The sequence below is a fragment of the Brevibacillus sp. NPDC058079 genome (genome assembly GCF_042885155.1).
In the GTDB taxonomy this organism is placed as follows: domain Bacteria; phylum Bacillota; class Bacilli; order Brevibacillales; family Brevibacillaceae; genus Brevibacillus.
Window position 1 is genome coordinate 271,434 of the sequence record NZ_JBHVSO010000006.1, and the last position, 18,236, is coordinate 289,669.

The following is an 18,236-nucleotide window of genomic DNA, read 5'->3' on the forward strand; positions in this document are numbered from 1 at the left end:
CAGAATAGGAGCTATTGATGTTCCTTACAGTTACCTTTACATTTTGTAAGGTTTATTACGTGAGACGAACAAAAGCCATCCGACGAGGGATGGCTTCCGTTGTAAGCTATTTTTTACTTTTGTTCTCTTCGTGTCTTTTGATCAGCATATCTACGATCATATCAATATGTGCTGTGATCGCGATTGGGTCATAGCGATAGAATGTATCGTAGTCGTTGTAGAAAATCTGATTGTTTTTGGCGGCAGGGGTCGCTTTCCAGACAGCGGACTCCTGTAAGGTTTTCAAGGCTTCGCTATTTTTTTCCGGATTGTAGAAAGTCACGAACATGTAATCCGCAGCGTACTCTGGCAAGATTTCCATCGACAGCTGCACGGTTTGCTCTTTGGATTTGTCTGCGTGCGGCATTTTCAGCTTCAATGCATTGTACACTGTTTGGCCACCGCGCCCTGCGTTGTCGCCAAAGATCCACAAATCTCCTTTGTTGGTCAGCTCGTAGAGACCGACAGTCGCATTCTCATCCACGATGCCTTTTAATTTTTCTCGACCCTCGGCAGCCTTCTTGTCAAAGTCTGCAATGAACTTGTCTGCCTTTTCTTTATCGCCAACCACTTCTCCGAACAATTTGACCGTATCGTAAATGTTAGTCGCCGTACCGTACGGGAGATAAACGGTTGGAGCGATTTTGGACAAAGCTTCATAATTGTCATCATACATGACGACAATGAGGTCAGGAGCGAGTTCTAACGTTTTCTCCACATTGATCCGCGGGCTACCTACGTCCTGCGCATTTTTTAATTGTTCCACGGTAAATGGGCTTTTGAAAGCTTCCGTCTCTGCACCGATTACATTTCCGCCTACTGCAATCAACTCGCCTGCGTAGTAGTCTGTCACAATACGTTGTGGCTTGTCAGGAATTTGAATCGTTCCTTTTGGTGTTTCGATGCTGCGCATTTTGTTCTCAGTAGGGGCTTCTGTTGACTTGTCAGCTGGCTTGGGAGCAGAATCCGTCGCGGGTGCTGGCGTTGCCGTATTTGCTCCACCACATGCTGTCAAAAAAAGCGAGAACACAAAAATGACAGCAAGGGCAGCTTTTACTGTTTTGTTCGTAAGCATGATGGGCCTCCCTTATGTACGTTTGTAAGATAGATGTAAGAAATACCTTTATCGATATTGATTATCATTATCGTCAAAACTATAACAAAGAGTATTTTTACTGTCAATCGCTCGAGCTTTGCGAAAAGAGGCAAAAAAATCCCTTTCTCAGAAAGGGATTAGTTGCCGGAGCGGCTTTGTTTGATCATATCGTCCATCTTTACAAAGGTGAAGCCTTTGCTTTTCAGACTTTCCAGTACAATCGGGAGTGCCTCAATCGTATGGATGTTTGTTCCATTTCTGCTTACTCCTGAATACTCACCTTGCCGCCATCCGTAAGCAGCGTCTGTCCTTTTACCACGACTTTATCTCCGTTCGCTAGGCCGGATACTACTTCAATCAGCTCGCTTGTCGAGTTACCCGTCGACACTTCTACTTGCTTGGCTGTTTCCCCTTCCAGCTTGAACACATATTGTCTGCCTTCACGATCAAATACTGCCTTGCGAGGAATGACCAGTGACTTCGCTCCTTCTGAGCCTTGCGGGAAGGTAACATTCACGACCATATCGGACTTCAATTCATTGGAAGGATTCGGGATCGTGATTTCTACTGGATAGGCCTTGAGCTGCGAATCCATGACCGGACTAATCGCCGTTACTTTTGCATCAATCGTTTTGCCTGTAGATTGCACGTTTACTTTGACGACTGTTCCTACCTTTACTTTCGTCACATCTGCTTCGGACAAATTCGCTTTGACCACAAGTGGATTCGTTTTGACGACGGTCACAATCGGTTGCTGGCCTGCCATCTGCCCTACTGCTCCGGTCACGCTTGCGACAAATCCGTCGATTGGGGAGACAACCGTTGCATTCGCCAATTGCTCACGAGCATTTTGCAGTCTGACCTCGGACTCCGTTACACTCGCTGCCGATACTTGCACACCTGTTTTTTGTTTTGCGCCTTGCAGCTTCTGCTTTGCATTGTCATAGGAAATCTGTGCTTTTGTGAGCGTTGTATTTGCCTCATCCATTTTCTCAGCAGCAATCGCTCCCTGTGCAAACAGCTGCTGATTACGTTGTTGATTCAGTTTTGCGTCTGCAAGCCCTCGTTCTGCTTCCGTCAAATCATTTTGTGCTTCGACCAAGCCTTGGTTAGAGGTGCTGCCTGCTTGGTTTAAGTTCGCTTTTGCCACACGGAGAGATGCTTCTTGTTCTCTTACACTGTTAGACAACTCATTCGTATCGAGTGTAAACAATAATTGTCCTTTTGTTACGGCCTGACCCAGCTTTACTGGGAGTGATGCAATTTTCCCGCCAGTTTTTGGTGACATTTGGACTTCCTCACTCGGTGCCAATTTTGCTGTCAGTCCAGACTCAGATGTGACCACACCTTGTGCCACTGTTGCAACCTGTACAGGGGTAACCGTTTCTGCTGGTTGGGCAGCAGTCGTCGTCGCATCCTCCTGGCTTGCGCAGCCTGTGATCAAAGTAAGGGAAAGTAGCGCCACAATCGCGATTCTTTTATTTATGATCATGAATGGTTCCTCCTCTTTTCTCATGCATTTGTCGATTCCAAAGTGGTAAGGCTTTTCTTTTCCTGCTTTTGCTTGCGTTTGTTACGTCTCTTTTGTCCCATCTCGTCAAACCATACGGTAACCACAGGTACGAGTATCAGTGTGATCATGGTGGAGAAGATCAGACCATACATGACAGTAGTAGCCATTGGCGCTTGCAGTTCTAAACCAGACCCAGCAGCAACCGAGAGCGGAGCAATAGCCATAATCGTCGTGAGGGTTGTCATCAAAATCGGGCGCAGACGAGCAGGTCCTGCATGTAAAATCGCTTCATGTAACTCCCAACCCTTTTCACGCAACTGATTGATCAAATCGATTAACACAATCGCATTGTTCACGACCAGACCGATCAGCAAAATGTACCCGATCAAAACAGATACGGTAATAGGCGTGCCTGTAAACAAAAGCCCCAATATGACCCCAGTAAGGCTCGGGGGAACCGAGAACATGATGATAAATGGACTGAAAAGGGATTCAAACTGAGCAGCCATGACCATGTACACAAGCACGACGGACAAGACAATCGCAATACCCAGATTCACAAAAGAATTTCCCATATCCTCGCTTTGCCCACCCATTTCGATGGTGTATCCGTCCGGAACATTCAGCTTATTGATGAGACTCGTAATTTCCGTCGAGGCCGCTTGCAGGTTATCCCCGATCAAATCGCTTGTGACCGTCACTTCACGTGTCATGTTTTTACGCTCAATCGATGGCGGTACATCGACTTTGCTGATAGTCGCTACGGAAGTGAGGCTGATTTGAGCGCCCGTCGGCGTGGAAATACGCAGGTTCTTCAAGTAATTGATATCTTCCTTATAGTCTTCTGGCAGCTTGAGATTGATATCAATTTCATCTTCGCCTGTACGATACTGGGTAACCGTTTGACCTTGGAAAGAAGTTCGCACAGCAGAAAGGATTTCATTTGTTGTCAATCCATACAAGCTCGCCTTCTCTGTATTGACCTTCACATCGAATTCCTGACTCATTTCCTGAACACTGGTAGATACGTTCATCGTTCCCGGTACCTTGGCTATTTCCCCTTTCACAATCTCGCTCAGTTCTGTTAAGACGTCCAGATCATCTCCGCGAATTTCAATCGAGATGGCTGCTCCGCCCCCCATACCACCGGAAAGGGATTTCACCTTGATATCTGCTCCTGCAATATGCTTGACTTGCTCTTGCAGGCCCACAGCAATTTCCTCTGTCGATCGCTGTCTCGTAGAAATCTCTCCTACATGCAGTTCGATCGTTGCGTTATGAGAAGTAGATGCACCGCTCTCTGAAATACCGTCGCCACCCCCGACCGAGGACTTGACCAATTTCGTTTCTGGCACTTGATTGACCACTTCTTCTACCTGCTTCATTACTTTTTCAGTTTCCGTCAAGATGGTACCCTTTGGCAGCTTGATCTCTACCTGGATTAATCCTTGGTCCATATCTGGGAAAAATCCTGCCCCGAGAGATGGAACTAGCAACAATGAGCCAATCAACATGGCAAAAGCAGATCCAATCACCGTTTTCCGATGACCCAATGCCCATTTGAGCACTCTTTGATAGCCTTTTTCTACTTTATGGAACCCGATATTAAACCAGATCAGTGGATTGAAGCCGCGATAGTTTTCGTGATTCGTATGCTCTGGTACTGTTTTTAACATGCGCGCACTCATCATCGGAACCAACAAGAAGGTGAAAACGAGTGCTGCGATGTGCGAGAAAACAACCGTCAATGCTAACGGTGCGAAAAGCTCAGCAACAATACCCTCTGTAAGCGCAATCGGTAAGAATACGCAAATTTGTGCCAATGCGGAAGCCATTACTGCCGTTCCTACTTCTTTGGAACCGATCAATGCCGCTTCCATCATGCTCTTGCCCTGCTCCCGTTGACGGAAAATGTTCTCCAGCATAACGACAGCAAAGTCTACTAATGATCCCAATCCGAGTGTGAGACCTGCTAGGGAAATCAGGTTGATTGTTTGACCTGTCATGTACATCAAGAGGAAAGTTGATATGATCGATACAGGCAAGACAATGACCGCAATGAGCATAGACGACAGGCTGCCCAAGAAGAAGAACAGCATAAGTACACCAATTGCACCACCTGCCAGAGCGTGTACCACCGTGTTGTCAACGGAGCTCTGAATGTATGTGGAGGTATCGAGAACGATACGTGTTTCTACATTTGCTGGAAGCGTGCTATTAATCTGCTCCAGCTCAGCCTTTACGTCTTTTGCGATTTTGATCGTATTGCCGCCGGTGCCTTTCATCACGGCAATTCCCAAGCTGGGTTTTCCATCAATGTAGCTCAAATTAGTCACTTCTTTGATGGTGTCTGTTACGTCGGCAATATCACTCAATCGGATGAAGCTCCCACCGACAGAGATCGGAGTGAGTGCAATGGTGTCCACATTGGTGAATTCACCTTGCACGCGAATACTGGTCTTTGCGTCACCTTCCCGTATCGCACCTGCTGATCCCGATACATTGCTGTTTTCTAATGCTGCCTTTATTTGATCCAAAGTCAGTCCGTAGGCGGCGAGTTTGGCTGGGTCCACGATGATGTCGACAATTCGCTCTTGCCCACCAGTGACAGTGACCGAAGCAACACCGTTAATTCGTTCCAAGCGAGTCTTAATTACATCATCCGCGATTTTTTTCAGTTTGTTGACATCTTGTTCTCCAGTTACAGCCAGATCAATGATCGGTTGGCTTGTCGGATCAAATTTCAACACCCTTGGTGAACCAGCTGATTCAGGCAAGCTCCCTCGGACCAAATCTACTTTATCTCGCATATTCAGCGTGGCTTGATCCATGTCTGTTCCCCACTTGAAATGGAGGATGACCGAGGAGGAGCCGTTCACTGACGTTGATGTAACCTTGTCTAAATTCGGAACCGTACCTAATGCATTTTCGATCGGTTTGGTAACCAGCTTTTCTACCTCAGCTGGAGCCGCCCCCTCAACAGAGGTAACAACTACGGCGACCGGAGCATTTAACGACGGCATCAATTCAATAGCTAATCGAGGAAAGGTAACCAAACCAAAAATGAAGATGGCTACGGATATCATAATCATCGTGACCGGACGTTTAATGGACAGTTCGGATATATTCAAAATTTTCTCACCTCTTTATTTGTAGGGAACTCAGCATCTCAGCTCAGTATTTCTTTCTCCAAAATAAGCGCGCGCAAGGAATGCAGCGATGCAGGTGTGCTAGCACTCCCTTCTTGTCCCGTCCAATTCGCTGGCACACGCTCCGTCAATGCTGCCCACACAATTCTCCGATCCGATTTATCACGAAATCTGCGCACCAAGTTCATCTGTTCCAACCGATTGATTAAACCTGAGGTCGTACTATACGAAAGATCAATCGCCTTGCTGATTTCTCCCATTGTTTTCGGGCTGATCGCGATTTGCTCCAGAATGAGAACTTGTTGCCAGGTAATATCACTTGAATCCAATGCTTGCATGGAAAGCGTGGAAAACACGGTGCTCGTTTCCCGTAGAATCTTCGCTAACTGAAACAGTTCGTTCATAAAAGCCTCCTACCCATTCTCTATTTTTCGGACTATCGTTTGGGGTGTTCCCCTCCACAGATCAAATTGTACTTATACGATTCGTCCCCGAAGTCTATCGAGTAGTCAAATTGTGGAATTTGATTTTATCTATCCAGAGATAGAAGACCGTACACCCGGAGATAGACGACAGTGCATGCTAAAATGAAACTATAATGGTTACGTATTCCAAGAAAGGAGGTTGTCTTCTTGAACGCTTCAACTGCATCTATACGCTCCCGTTTCCTGCTCATTTGTTTTTTTGTATTGATCTCATTTTTTCTCATTCCAACTGCTTACATGCATGAACCCACCATTCCCTTTATCATCTCTCTGATCATCATCTTCTGCTTCCTGCTGGTGTTTCTCAGACCCAAAAAAAATTGGAGACCTTTTCAAAAAGACATCGCCATTATCGTTCTTGGTACCGTGTCATTTATAAAGGTTCTATATGTAGGGCAAGAGATCGGTCTATCCTTGCCATTGGTAGCTTTTATTGGATTTCACATTCTTGAACGCCGCGGATTGTACTATGCGATTTTTTTTGGCACATGCTCCTTTTCATACATGTTCTTTTATAAAGACTATATTTTTGAGGAGGTAATCGGTTATGTCGTGGCCTATATCGGATGGTATATAGGTGCACGAGGATTATCTCTTCAAAATCAAGCAAAGGAATCGAGTCAGCAGCATCTTAAACAATTGCAAGAGGCGCATGTTGAACTTCAGGAAGCTCATTCTGAACTTCAAGCAGCCTCTGTGAATACACTCCGTGCCGCTGTCCTGGAGGAGAGGACCAGAATCGCCCGCGATGTTCACGACGCCTTGGGACACAGTCTCACATCGTTAATCGTTCAATTGAATGCCTTGAAATACATGCTACAAGGCGGCCCCAGTGACGCACAGGAGGCTGTGCGAGACATGCTTTCGGTATCCAAGCAAAGCCTCGATGATATACGCTCGTCTGTACATACATTAGCCGCAGACAAATCCTCTCTGGGAATCACACCGCTGCGTATACTCTTATCACGAGCCCAACAGCATACCGACATCAAAATGCAGTTGATCAGTCCCAATCCAGATATTCCGCTCTCACAGCAGATGACCATTACGCTTTACCGGATTCTCCAAGAAGCGATTACCAATTCCATTCGACATTCGGATGCAACAGAGATTTTCATCACGATTGAAAAAAAGCAAAACTTCCTATTCCTGGCTATTTGGGACAATGGGAATATTACGAATCATCATCAAATCAAACTGGGCTCTGGTTTAACAGGTATCGCAGAACAAACCAAGCAATTAAATGGAGACCTTTCCTATTCCATTCGAGCGCCCCACGGCTTTCAAATTGACATCAGCTTTCCGCTTTGATAAGCAAATAGCGATATATACGGAGGAATGCCAGCATGGTAAATCAAAACAAAAAAGAGACCATTCGTGTGGTCCTGGTCGATGACCAAACGATGATCCGTCAAGGATTGGGGTATGTCATAAAAATGCAGAAGGATATGGAAGTAAGCGGGGAGGCTTCCAATGGAGAAGAAGCCGTGAAGCTCGTAGGAGAAATCATTCCTGATGTAGTCTTAATGGATGTACAGATGCCGAACATGTCAGGAATCGATGCAACCCGAGAAATCACTCGCCTCCATCCTTCGATAAAAGTATTAATCCTCACAACCTTTGACACGTACGATTACATCGTAGACGGTATTCGCGCAGGTGCTGTCGGCTATATGCTAAAGGATTCCGATTCACAGGATATGTTGGACCTCATTCGCAGAGCCCATCAGGGAGAGGCACTTTTCTACACGGCTACTGCTGCCAAGGCTCTAGCGGAGGTTCTACAGTTTCAACAAAATAATCACAAGTCTTCCCCTCATTTTGACTCTGCTGCTGACTCTGTGCTTCCCCCTCTTGTCATGTTAGATCAGTTGACCGATCGAGAGCAGGACGTATTAGAGCAGCTATCCTACGGCAAACGGAACGATCAAATTGCGCAGCACTTGCTCATCGCCGAGGGAACCGTCAAGACGCATATCCATCGGATTTTGCAGAAAATGGGCGTAGAAGATCGTACACAGGCAGTTGCGAAGGCGATCCGGTATAAAATCGTGAAATAAGGAAGGAAACGCAAAAAAACCCAAGCACATAAACCATGCTTGAGCGTTGATGCTGATTGAAATAGACGGCAGCTAGTCCATACTCCGTGCCTATCCGATCTCCACTTCCAACAACGGCAATACTCTTCCTGAGAACACGGTAGACGCGATTTCTCCTACTCGCTTTGCTCCCCTCGACAAGTAAAACGGTTCTGCGTACGGGTCACTGTGGATGGTGATGACTGGGATATCCAGCTTTTGTGCCACCTCCACCATATGCTGCCACAGAGCCTTTCCGTAACCTTTTCCTACTGCCTCCGGTTCCATGAACAAAAAGCCTAATAGCCACTGCTCTTGCTCTGCATCCTTTTCCAGACTCATGAAGCCCTTGATGCTGCCCTCATCCTCTAGCACATATACTTCGTGTTTCTCGATATAGACAGGTGATAGCGTCAGGTCGTCGCGACAGGCCTCCATGAATTCATCGCTGTATCCCCAATAAGCTTTGGAGCGATAGGCTAGTTCGCTCAGTTCGCTTGCTTCATATCCTTTTGCTCTGCGGATGTTCATCTTGACCCTCCCGTTTATATACAATATTTGTAAACCACCTAGCGTTTACCTGATTCTTCACGTACAAAAAGAATCCTTCCCGCCCTCACGCACAAAAAAATGGTCATCGCAACGGACGACCATTTTCCCCTCTTACTTTGCTTCCTTTTGACGATAGACTTCCTTCCCTTCAACCAAGGTCAGCACAACTTTCGCATCCTTGATTTGAGTGACCGGAATTTTAAACAAGTTTTTATCGAGCACGATGAGATCTGCCTTCTTGCCGACTTCGATCGAGCCTGTGATGTCATCCACGTGGTTGGCGTAAGCACCATCAATCGTGAAGCTGGCGATCATTTCCGCAAGCGTCGCACGCTCGTCTGGGTTGGCAATTTTGCTCGGATCGGTTACACCGTCCTCGATCCGCGTAATGCCTTGTTGAATGCCGTGCAGTGGATTGAATTCTGGCGTTACAATGTAGTCAGACGAAGAAGCTACATGCACCCCTTTATTCAGGAAGCTCTTCATCGGGTATTCTTTTTCTGCGCGTTCGCGACCCAAGTACGGTACTTCGATCTCATCGTAGTAGCCCTCTTCCTGCATAAACCAGAACGGCTGCACGATTCCGACTGCACCCAGCTTTTTGAAGCGCTCAATGTCTTTATCATTGACCAGTTGCAAGTGAACGAGCGAGTGGCGAGCATCGTGCTTGCCATTTTGTTTTTCAGCGAGCTCCATACCGTCCAGTGCAATGCGGGTAGAAGCGTCCCCGATGGAATGGACGTGCAATTGGAAGCCTGCCTTGTCTACTGCGGCAGCTGTTTGATTGTAAACCTCTTGCTTCCAGATTAATTCTCCGTTTGTTTCTTTATGGACATATGGTTTTTCTAAGTAAGCTGTAGCACCTTCTACGACACCATCCAAGAAGATCTTAACGGCGTTGACTTGGAATAGCGGGTTTTGATTGCGCTCACGGATTTTCACGAATTCTGCGACCTGCTCAGGTCCTTTTTCCGGATTCGCTGTCAAAGCATTGCGGAAGCGGATGGTCAGCTTGTCCTCTTTCGCGAGCTCCTCGTATGCTTCCAGTACGTTCGGATAGCGCAGCATATCCGGGTCGCGCACGGTCGTTACACCGCGTTCAACCGCTTTTTCTTGGTAAGCTTCAATTCCGGACTTGTATTGTTGTACGGTGTATCCGCCCATTTTTGACAGTACCAGATCCATTGCGCTTTCACGCAACGTTCCAGATGGTTCTCCTGTTTTCGGATCGCGCTCGATAATGCCGCCCTCAGGATTTGGCGTGTCTTTCTTGATTCCGGCCAGCTTCATTGCCGCCGAGTTCACCCACAAAGAATGTCCATCATCCGAGGTCAGCGCGATTGGAGTCGTTGGAACGATCTTATCCAATACTTCCTTGCGCGGACCGATACCAGGCACTACCGGATTGCTCCAGCCGCGTCCTTGCAATGTTGGTTCGTTTGGACGCTCTTTTACGAATTTCTCGATGGTTGCAACGTATTCCTCGACAGAGCCTCCGTCAAACAAATCGATGGAGAAAATGAGTCCCGTCGTTTTGCTCGCATGCGTATGACTGTCGATAAAGCCAGGCAGCACCATTTGGCCTTTCAGATCGATTACTTTCGTATCCTTGCCGATGTGTGCTTTTGCATATTCATCTGCGCCGACAAAGACGATTTCGTCACCGCGAATGGCCACGGCCTCTGCCCAGCTGTTCTTCGTGTCCACTGTGTAGACCGCGCCGTTGGTTAGCACGACATCTGCTGGCTGTTTTGTCTCTTGCGCTGCAAAAGCCGACATCGGGCTCATCAGCGCTGTGGCGAGCAATGCGCAGGTTAATTTTTTCCCAAACACGTTAAAATCCCACCTATCTATTTATCTAAGATGAAAAGAATGCCAAAACCGATTGTAGCATCGCAACTCTGAAAATTCCATGAAATCCGGTCGAAAATTAGTATTTTTCCCCGATTTATGCCGAAATCAGTCACATAATGACCACCTGAATTGGTCAAATTGGTAAAAGGTTAATTTGACTACGATAGATGAGTCATTGTATACTCGTAAATGTTTTAGGGGGTAAACATTTAACGCCATATATAATTAAATAGTAAAAACAGGAGAGGGTACCATGCAAAGCCAGGTCAATTTTGAAGAACTTTATATACAACTCCAACGAAAAGTTTCGGCTGAGTCACACAAGCGTCTGGACCCACTCGTGTCAGGATCACAAGCCATGCTTTTGCGAATTCTAGATATGAACGGTCCGCAGAAGGCATCTTCTATTGCAGAACGTATGAATATTACCCCCGGAGCCGTTACGAGTCTCGCTGATAAATTGATTGCTTGCCGCTATGCCACGAGAAATCGCGACAGTACGGATCGTCGCGTCGTGCAACTGGACATAACCGATCAAGGAAGAGAAATCCTACGGCAATATAAAACCATCGTGAGAAATACCATTGAACAGTTTTTTGCAGGCGTATCAGATGAAGACAAGCAGCACTTAGTCCGCATCTATCATCAGGTTCTGAAGAATATAGAGCAACAAAGAGAGGAGCATCAAGATTGCAACAGCTAACAGACAAAAAGAAAGTGACGATTATGATCGCGATTATTACGGCCATGTTTTTCGCCGCGATCAACCAGACCATTATCGGGGTTGCCATGCCGCGTATTATTTCGAAGCTGGGTGGCATGGATTACTATTCGTGGGCGATTACGATTTATTTGCTGACCTCAACTGTCGCTTCTGTGCTGGTTGGGAAGCTCTCCGATATATATGGAAGAAAACCATTTATTTTAACGGGTATCGGATTGTTTAGTATCGGAGCCTTGTTATCCGGGTTTTCCACCGATATTTTTCAACTGATTACGTATCGTGGCATTCAAGGGGCGGGTGCCGGGATCATCATGTCCACTGCTTTTACCGCCATGGGTGATCTGTACGAACCTCGCGAGCGTGCAAAATGGGGCGGTGTCATGAGTGCCGTCTTCGGCGTGTCCAGTGTGCTTGGTCCTCTGATGGGCGGCTATATCGTCGATCATCTCGACTGGCACTGGGTGTTCTGGATCTTCTTGCCGATTGGCGTAATTGCCTTCCTATTGATCATGATTCATTTCCCGAAGGTACCGAAGCAAGAAGGAGAGTCTGTCGACTACTTCGGCTCGCTGTTCCTGACGCTTACCATCGTACCAATGTTGCTTGCCTTCTCATGGGCAGGAAATGGTCCGGGCAAATACGCTTGGGGCTCGTGGCAAATTATTGGTTTGTTTGCCGCCACAATCATTGCGTTGATCGTGTTTATTATGATTGAAATGAAAATAAAAACGCCTGTACTTCCGCTGGGCTTGTTCAAAAACAGTATTTTTACTGTCTCCAATCTGGTCGGATTCTTCCTCAACGCGGGGATGATGGGCGCAATCATTTATGTGCCGTTCTTTGTCCAAGGGGTCAAAGGCATCTCTCCGACTATGGCTGGTTATGTGGCGATGCCAATGTCTATTGCCATGCTTGCAACCTCCGCAATCGCCGGACAAATCATGACCAAGACAGGAAAATATAAAAAGATGGCGCTGGGTGGACTTCTCGTCATGACCTTGGGCATGGTGCTGATGTATTTCATGTCGCCAACCACACCGATTTACTTGCTCGTGATCTACATGATCATTCTCGGTTTGGGGATCGGGATTGCTATGCCGGTCTTCTCCTTAACCGTGCAAAATGCAGTCGCACCGCAGCAACTGGGTGTCGCTACGGCAACGTCGCAGCTCTTCCGTAACCTCGGTGGGACCATTGGAATTGCTGTTATGGGAACCGTCATGAGTGCCAGCATGTCAGCGAAAATGACGCAACTGTCGGGAGCCATGGGTCAAGGGAACAATCCCGCAGCAGCTGACCCTGCTCTGGCAGAGAAGCTGGCGCTCTTTACGAATCCGCAAAATTTGTTGGATCAGCCGAAAATTGAAGCCACGTTGGCTAGTCTTCCACCGGATTTGCAACCGCTGTTTACTCACATGCTGGATATGATCCGGGAAGCGATGAGTTATGGGATTACGACTACGTTTTTGACTGGAGCGATCGTAGCGGGTATCGCTGTCATTATCGCGCTGTTCCTGAAGGAAGTTCCACTGCGTAGTGGGAAGATGGGACAGAAGCAGGAGGGCGAAGCAGGAAAGGCTTAATAGGAAAAGGAAGAGGGCACTTGTCCTCTTCCTTTTTTCATGGTGTATCGATTTGCTCGCGAATTACTTCTCTCCCCCCACGGAACACCCCTGTAAGGTAAAAGCAAACACAATCTCCTCCCCTTCTATCTGCACATCATACTGAGCCTGATGTTTGTCCAGCACGGCTTTGACGATGGATAGTCCTAGTCCCGTTCCGCTAAGCTGTTTGCTGCGAGACTGCTCGATCACATAAAATGGCTCCCAGATTTGCTTCAATTGCGCGGCGTCTATACGTCCGACCCCATTTTTGATCGAAAAAACGACCGTATCCCCTGCCTGTCTGATCGAGATATCAATGCGTCCATTTGTCGTGTACGTGACAGCATTGCCAAGCAGATTACCGAGCACCATTTCCAGCTTGTCACGATCAGCCCACACACAATCATCCGCATCCGATTCCTTCTGGATCGTCAGCTGGATTGCTTCCTGTTGGATAAGCAACTGATATTTCTCCAAGGTTTGTTCCAGCACAGCATGAAGAGAGACGGCCGTAAACGAATATTGATCCGTTTGATAGCGGGACAATTCCAACAGCTTATTGACCAACTCCGCGATACCGTATGTCTGTTTTTCAATGACGGTCAGGAAGGTCCCGTCATCCAGGCCATCCTTGATACCCGCTGTATACGCCTTAATTAGAGCTAGTGGTGTTTTTAACTCATGGGAAATATCCGAAATAAACGTACGCAGATTCCGGTTTCTCGCTTCCAGCTCTTCGTGAGCGCGTTGGAGCTTGTCACTCATCCGGTTAATGCTCTGCGCCAATTCCTCCATCTCATCGCCCGTCCGAATGTCTGCCTTTTGAAAACGCAGATTCGAAATCTCCTCCGCCGTATCCTTCAGTTGTGCAAGTGGGTCAATCATCCGTTTGGCAAACATCCCGCCCACGACAACGGTCAAGAGCAACGCCCCCAGAAAAATATACGTATTGAACTGATTCACAATGCGAATCGTATCACTGGAATACGCAACCGATTCACTGATCGCGAAAACCACTTGCTCCTTCATCATGAACCGGACGAGTACATTCGATTTCAATTTTTCTTGCATATACAGCTTGTTTACGTATTCTCCATCCTGTAAGGAAGCGACACTCTCCTCGGTGACCCAGAACTTGCTGAGCGGCAATCCTTTTTGGGCAAAAAGAGCGCGCAGAGCTTCGTTCAAATCATCGTTGCTTCCCGTATACGAAGCATACACTATCGTGACGCGGTATTCATTTTCAAGCCGTTCGATCTCTTTTTGCAGAGCATCTGCTGTGAATTCTTCTATCTGGGAACTAATCGCGGACAACGTATTTTTCTTCTCATACAAAAAATACTTCGGCAAAAAGAACGTGTTAATGAGAAAAGACAAGACGTACACGACAGCGACCACAATGGCAATCTGCACAAACAGCCGCCGCCCCATCTTATTTATCCGGATTTTCAAAACTGTACCCCATCCCTCGATGTGTTTTTATCCAGTTATCGCCGATCTTCTCTCGCAAACGGCGAATATGAGTATCCACGGTTCTTTCCTCACCGAAATAGTCGAATCCCCACACATGATCGAGTAAGGCTTTTCGCGTCAATACTTTCCCTTCATGCTGCACAAAGTACTTCATGAGCTGGAATTCCTTGTTGGTCACATGTAGGTCTCGTCCAGCATGGTATATTTTTTGCGCCTCCAAATCCACCTTGATCTGTCCAAACGTGTACTGCCCATCCAGATGCAGCATCTTTTTGGCACGCACTAACAAGATTCTCGGGTCAAACGGCTTTCGTACGTAATCGTCGGCTCCCGCTTGCAAGGCGTGAAGCTCGTCATCGATTTCCCCTTTGGCAGTCAGCATCAAGACTTTTACGGTACTGTTTGCCTTGATTTCCTTGCATACCTCGATGCCACTTACTTGAGGCATCATCCAGTCCAGGATCGCCAGGTCGATTTGTTCGTTGTACACCATATTGAGCGCTTCTTGCCCATCTTTGGCGGTATATGTAGTGAAGCCTTCTTTTTCGAAGTAGGCTTTCACGATTTTGACCATGTATTCTTCATCATCCGCGATCAAAATGTTCATGCGCAGCTCCTTTTATCAATGCCCACACCTTGTCGACTGCTCTTTCATCCTTATTTTTCCTCATTTTCGCCAGATAAGTCTCGCGATTTTTGTACAGGGCAAGGATTCTCGCCACAAACATCTGTGCTGTCATCTGTTCATGCAAAAGTACATCTGCGTAACCCGCAGCTTGAAAGTTTTGGGCGTTCACGAGTTGACCTGTACGTGCTCCCCCGTTCGTATGCGGGAGGAGAAGCATCGGCTTTTGCAAGGCGAGTAATTCAGAAATCGCATTGGAACCAGACCGAGACACAACCACATCGGCAGCTGCCAATAAATCAGCCAATTCCTCTCCTACGAAATCGTACTGCTTATAGCCCGGGTAATGAACAGAGTAATCGACCTTTCCTTGCCCACATATGTGAATGACTTGGAATTGGGACAGCAGATTCGGCAGCGCCTCGCGAACGACACGGTTGATCGTCTCGGCCCCTTGACTTCCTCCCATGATCAACAGCACGGGCTGCTTTTCATGAAACCCGCAGGCGGTGATTCCGCGCAGACGCTGGCCAGCCTTGAGCGACTCCTTGATGAGCGGCCCGACATGGATCGCTTTTTCGGTGTTTAGCTTTCTCTTTGTTTCCGCAAAGGTCGTGCATACTGTATCTGCAAAAGGTAGGCAAAGCCGATTGGCAAGCCCCATATGCACATCTGGTTCATGAATGATGGTCCTGATCTTGTTCATGCGGGCACCGAGCACGACGGGAACCGAGACGAAGCCCCCCAGCGAGTACACGACATCCGGCTTTATTTTTCGTATCAAGAAATAGGCTTGAAAGATACCGCGGAGCACCTGGAGAACATCCGTTACGTTTTTCCATGAGAAGTACCTCCGCAACTTTCCAGTCGAGATACTGTGATACTGTACTGCTTTCTGTGCTTCTACAAGCTGTTTTTCTATTCCTGTCTCAGAGCCGATATAGTGAACGCTCCAGCCTTCTTGTAAGCATTTAGGGATCATGACGAGATTGCCTGTTACGTGCCCGGCAGAACCGCCGCCTGTAAACAAAGTGGTCTTCATGACAGGAAACCTCCTGCCCGCAGCATTGCTCTCGTCTCTTCCTTGGTCATGACCATCGACTCGGAATGGAAGCTGGAAAAGTCGACACTCTGATAGGCAGCGTAATACGCTTGCAGCTCTTCTTGTGGAAAAGTAGGCAGGATGACAAAGTATTGGTCGTTTAAGTCAATCGCTCTGTCGCTTTCCATCTCGGACACCAGCATTTCATATCGCTTTTCACCCGGGCGCATCCCGATGGTGACAATACGGCTGCCCTGTGCTCCTGCCTCTTCTCTGAGGACCTCTGCTATATCCATGATCCGGCAAGAGGGCATCTTCAGTACAAAGGTTTCCCCGCCCAGGCTGTTATGCGTAGCCGTAAAGAGCAGGTGGATCGCCTCTTCCAGACTCAAGAAAAATCTCGTCATTTGCCCATCTGTCACCCCAAGATCCAAACCTTGTTGCAATTGGCTTTTGAAAAGGGGAATCACACTGCCTGTCGATCCCAAAACATTGCCGCTTCGCACACAAACAAACCGGGTACTAACATCCCGCGTGTTGGCCTGAATGATCAGCCGCTCCCCAATCGCCTTGGTCATCCCATACGTACTGGAAGGATTGGAAGCCTTGTCTGTGGAGACGTAGATGACCTTTTGCACACGATTGGCAATGGCAGCCTCGATGACATTTTGCGTGCCGATCACGTTTGTTTTGAAGGCAATATACGGTTGGTTTTCGCAAATCGGGACATGCTTCAATGCCGCAAGATGATACACATAATCGACCTGCTGGCACGCCTGCATCAATTCCTCCTGATCCCGAATGTCTCCATTCATAAAACGCAGTCGTTTATCTTGAAAATGATGGCTCATTTCTACTTGTAGTGCTTCATTGCGTGAAAAAATACGGATTTCTTTTGGCTGCTGCGGCAGGAGTTGCTTCACGAGCTCCCAACCCCAAGAACCTGTACCACCCGTTATTAAAATGGTTTTGTTTTTCATCTGCTGTACCTCCGAAGCATTCATGTGACTGACATGAATATCGTAGAGGTCGTGTGTTACACCAGTATGACAAATCTTCGTAGAAACGAAAAAAATGACGCCAGATACGATCTCTAACGTCACTTTGTCCTTACAGCTCCGCTCTTCCCGTTCGGATCGCATGGGCATAGTCTCTACGACCGTTTTCCTCAGCTTTTCTAGCTGCCTGCTCGAAATCATAAGGAACCAATACGTGCTCGACCAGCCACGAGCCGCCTTGTTGTTTTACCGTGACGTACTTGGCATGGGGCGTCTTCGATTCCATCGAATGCGGGTACGGCGCTTCCTCAAAATACGCTGGCAACCCAACGCTCCCCGGGTTTACCACGAGCTTGCCATCTGGCAGCCATACGGATTTGGGCACATGAGAGTGTCCGCAAAAAATGACCTGCTGCTGAATGCCGGTCAGCTCGATCATTAAGGCATTTGCGCTTTTGTCTTCTATCCCATATGGAGCGACATTCTCCAATAAATACACATCATCGGCAAAAGGTGTGCCGTGGCAAAACAAGAGATCGCCATACGTCCACTGCTTTTGGAATGATCCGATCCAGCTGAGCATTTCTTGTGTCAGCAGTGGCTTCACGTATTCGAACGTGATGGACTCCATTTGCTCTTCCAGTAAGTATCTGTCACAATTACCCATGATGTGGGTGATAGTAGATCGCTCCATTAAGAGCTCTGCCGTTTTGATCGGATCAAGCGGGCCAAACAACGTATCGCCCAGGTTCACAATGGTTTGAATACCGCGGGAATCAATGTCGTGCAGCACAGCTTCCAATGCATAGGCGTTGCTGTGTATGTCAGAGATCACCGCGATGGAATGGTTGGATTGGCTCAAGGTCATATACTCCTTTACGAAATTCGAAGCATCTATGCTTATAGTATTACTGCAAAATTATGTAGATTTCCTGCTCCATTTAAGTGATGGCGGCATACGTGACAGATCAAGAGGATGCCCTTCTATCAAACGAAGAGAGGCA

At 47.4% G+C, this 18,236-nt stretch carries 15 protein-coding genes; 4 read left to right on the forward strand and 11 right to left on the reverse strand.

Annotated elements, in window-relative coordinates; genetic code table 11:
• Positions 1 to 106 precede the first annotated feature (106 nt).
• From ACFVS2_RS19495 to ACFVS2_RS19510, 4 genes are all read right to left on the reverse strand, one after another.
• Positions 107 to 1,114 carry an ABC transporter substrate-binding protein gene (locus tag ACFVS2_RS19495; RefSeq protein WP_390236720.1) on the reverse strand — a complete coding sequence of 336 codons (1,008 nt, stop codon included), beginning with the start codon at positions 1,112 to 1,114 and terminating at the stop codon, positions 107 to 109.
• A 283-nt stretch (positions 1,115 to 1,397) separates the two neighbouring features.
• Positions 1,398 to 2,627 carry an efflux RND transporter periplasmic adaptor subunit gene (locus ACFVS2_RS19500; protein ID WP_390236722.1) on the reverse strand — a complete coding sequence of 410 codons (1,230 nt, stop codon included), beginning with the start codon at positions 2,625 to 2,627 and terminating at the stop codon, positions 1,398 to 1,400.
• A gap of 20 nt (positions 2,628 to 2,647) precedes the next feature.
• Positions 2,648 to 5,779 carry an efflux RND transporter permease subunit gene (locus ACFVS2_RS19505; RefSeq protein WP_390236724.1) on the reverse strand — a complete coding sequence of 1,044 codons (3,132 nt, stop codon included), beginning with the start codon at positions 5,777 to 5,779 and terminating at the stop codon, positions 2,648 to 2,650.
• 38 nt (positions 5,780 to 5,817) lie between these two features.
• Complete coding sequence (locus ACFVS2_RS19510) at positions 5,818 to 6,201, reverse strand: MarR family winged helix-turn-helix transcriptional regulator (RefSeq protein ID WP_173618233.1); 384 nt, start codon at positions 6,199 to 6,201, stop codon at positions 5,818 to 5,820.
• Positions 6,202 to 6,429: 228 nt separating this feature from the next.
• Between ACFVS2_RS19510 and ACFVS2_RS19515 the strand changes: the two genes are divergently transcribed.
• Positions 6,430 to 7,593, forward strand: coding sequence for a sensor histidine kinase (locus tag ACFVS2_RS19515; RefSeq protein WP_390236726.1), 1,164 nt, complete (start codon positions 6,430 to 6,432; stop codon positions 7,591 to 7,593).
• Between the two features lie 35 nt (positions 7,594 to 7,628).
• Complete coding sequence (locus ACFVS2_RS19520; RefSeq protein WP_390236728.1) at positions 7,629 to 8,342, forward strand: response regulator transcription factor; 714 nt, start codon at positions 7,629 to 7,631, stop codon at positions 8,340 to 8,342.
• Between the two features lie 90 nt (positions 8,343 to 8,432).
• Here the strand turns inward: ACFVS2_RS19520 and ACFVS2_RS19525 are convergent, their stop codons facing one another.
• Both ACFVS2_RS19525 and ACFVS2_RS19530 read right to left on the reverse strand, forming a co-directional pair.
• Positions 8,433 to 8,891, reverse strand: coding sequence for a GNAT family N-acetyltransferase (locus ACFVS2_RS19525; protein WP_390236730.1), 459 nt, complete (start codon positions 8,889 to 8,891; stop codon positions 8,433 to 8,435).
• A 132-nt stretch (positions 8,892 to 9,023) separates the two neighbouring features.
• Positions 9,024 to 10,745, reverse strand: coding sequence for an amidohydrolase (locus ACFVS2_RS19530; protein WP_390236731.1), 1,722 nt, complete (start codon positions 10,743 to 10,745; stop codon positions 9,024 to 9,026).
• Between the two features lie 274 nt (positions 10,746 to 11,019).
• Here ACFVS2_RS19530 and ACFVS2_RS19535 point away from each other — a divergent pair, with 274 nt between their 5' ends.
• Together ACFVS2_RS19535 and ACFVS2_RS19540 are read left to right on the forward strand one after the other, a co-directional pair.
• Positions 11,020 to 11,469 (forward strand): MarR family winged helix-turn-helix transcriptional regulator, encoded by a 450-nt coding sequence (locus tag ACFVS2_RS19535; protein ID WP_217367603.1) that lies wholly within the window; start codon positions 11,020 to 11,022, stop codon positions 11,467 to 11,469.
• On the forward strand, positions 11,457 to 13,073 hold the full coding sequence (locus ACFVS2_RS19540) for a DHA2 family efflux MFS transporter permease subunit (protein ID WP_390236734.1): 1,617 nt from the start codon (positions 11,457 to 11,459) through the stop codon (positions 13,071 to 13,073). Before ACFVS2_RS19535 ends, ACFVS2_RS19540 begins: the two co-directional genes overlap by 13 nt.
• Before the next feature lie 63 nt (positions 13,074 to 13,136).
• On the opposite strand, the gene ACFVS2_RS19545 is transcribed toward ACFVS2_RS19540, so the two are convergent.
• The 5 genes from ACFVS2_RS19545 to ACFVS2_RS19565 all read right to left on the reverse strand — a co-directional run bounded on the left by ACFVS2_RS19545 (position 13,137) and on the right by ACFVS2_RS19565 (position 18,100).
• Positions 13,137 to 14,546, reverse strand: a complete 1,410-nt coding sequence (locus tag ACFVS2_RS19545) for a sensor histidine kinase (RefSeq protein WP_390236736.1) — start codon at positions 14,544 to 14,546, stop codon at positions 13,137 to 13,139.
• Positions 14,527 to 15,174 carry a response regulator transcription factor gene (locus ACFVS2_RS19550; RefSeq protein ID WP_069847091.1) on the reverse strand — a complete coding sequence of 216 codons (648 nt, stop codon included), beginning with the start codon at positions 15,172 to 15,174 and terminating at the stop codon, positions 14,527 to 14,529. The genes ACFVS2_RS19545 and ACFVS2_RS19550 overlap by 20 nt, the downstream gene beginning before the upstream one ends.
• Entirely contained in the window at positions 15,152 to 16,234 is a 1,083-nt protein-coding gene (locus ACFVS2_RS19555; RefSeq protein ID WP_390236738.1) for an undecaprenyldiphospho-muramoylpentapeptide beta-N-acetylglucosaminyltransferase, read from the reverse strand. The genes ACFVS2_RS19550 and ACFVS2_RS19555 overlap by 23 nt, the downstream gene beginning before the upstream one ends.
• Positions 16,231 to 17,214, reverse strand: a complete 984-nt coding sequence (locus ACFVS2_RS19560) for a polysaccharide biosynthesis protein (RefSeq protein WP_390236904.1) — start codon at positions 17,212 to 17,214, stop codon at positions 16,231 to 16,233. The genes ACFVS2_RS19555 and ACFVS2_RS19560 overlap by 4 nt, the downstream gene beginning before the upstream one ends.
• A 130-nt stretch (positions 17,215 to 17,344) precedes the next feature.
• Complete coding sequence (locus ACFVS2_RS19565; RefSeq protein WP_390236740.1) at positions 17,345 to 18,100, reverse strand: metallophosphoesterase family protein; 756 nt, start codon at positions 18,098 to 18,100, stop codon at positions 17,345 to 17,347.
• Between the last annotated feature and the right edge of the window lie 136 nt (positions 18,101 to 18,236).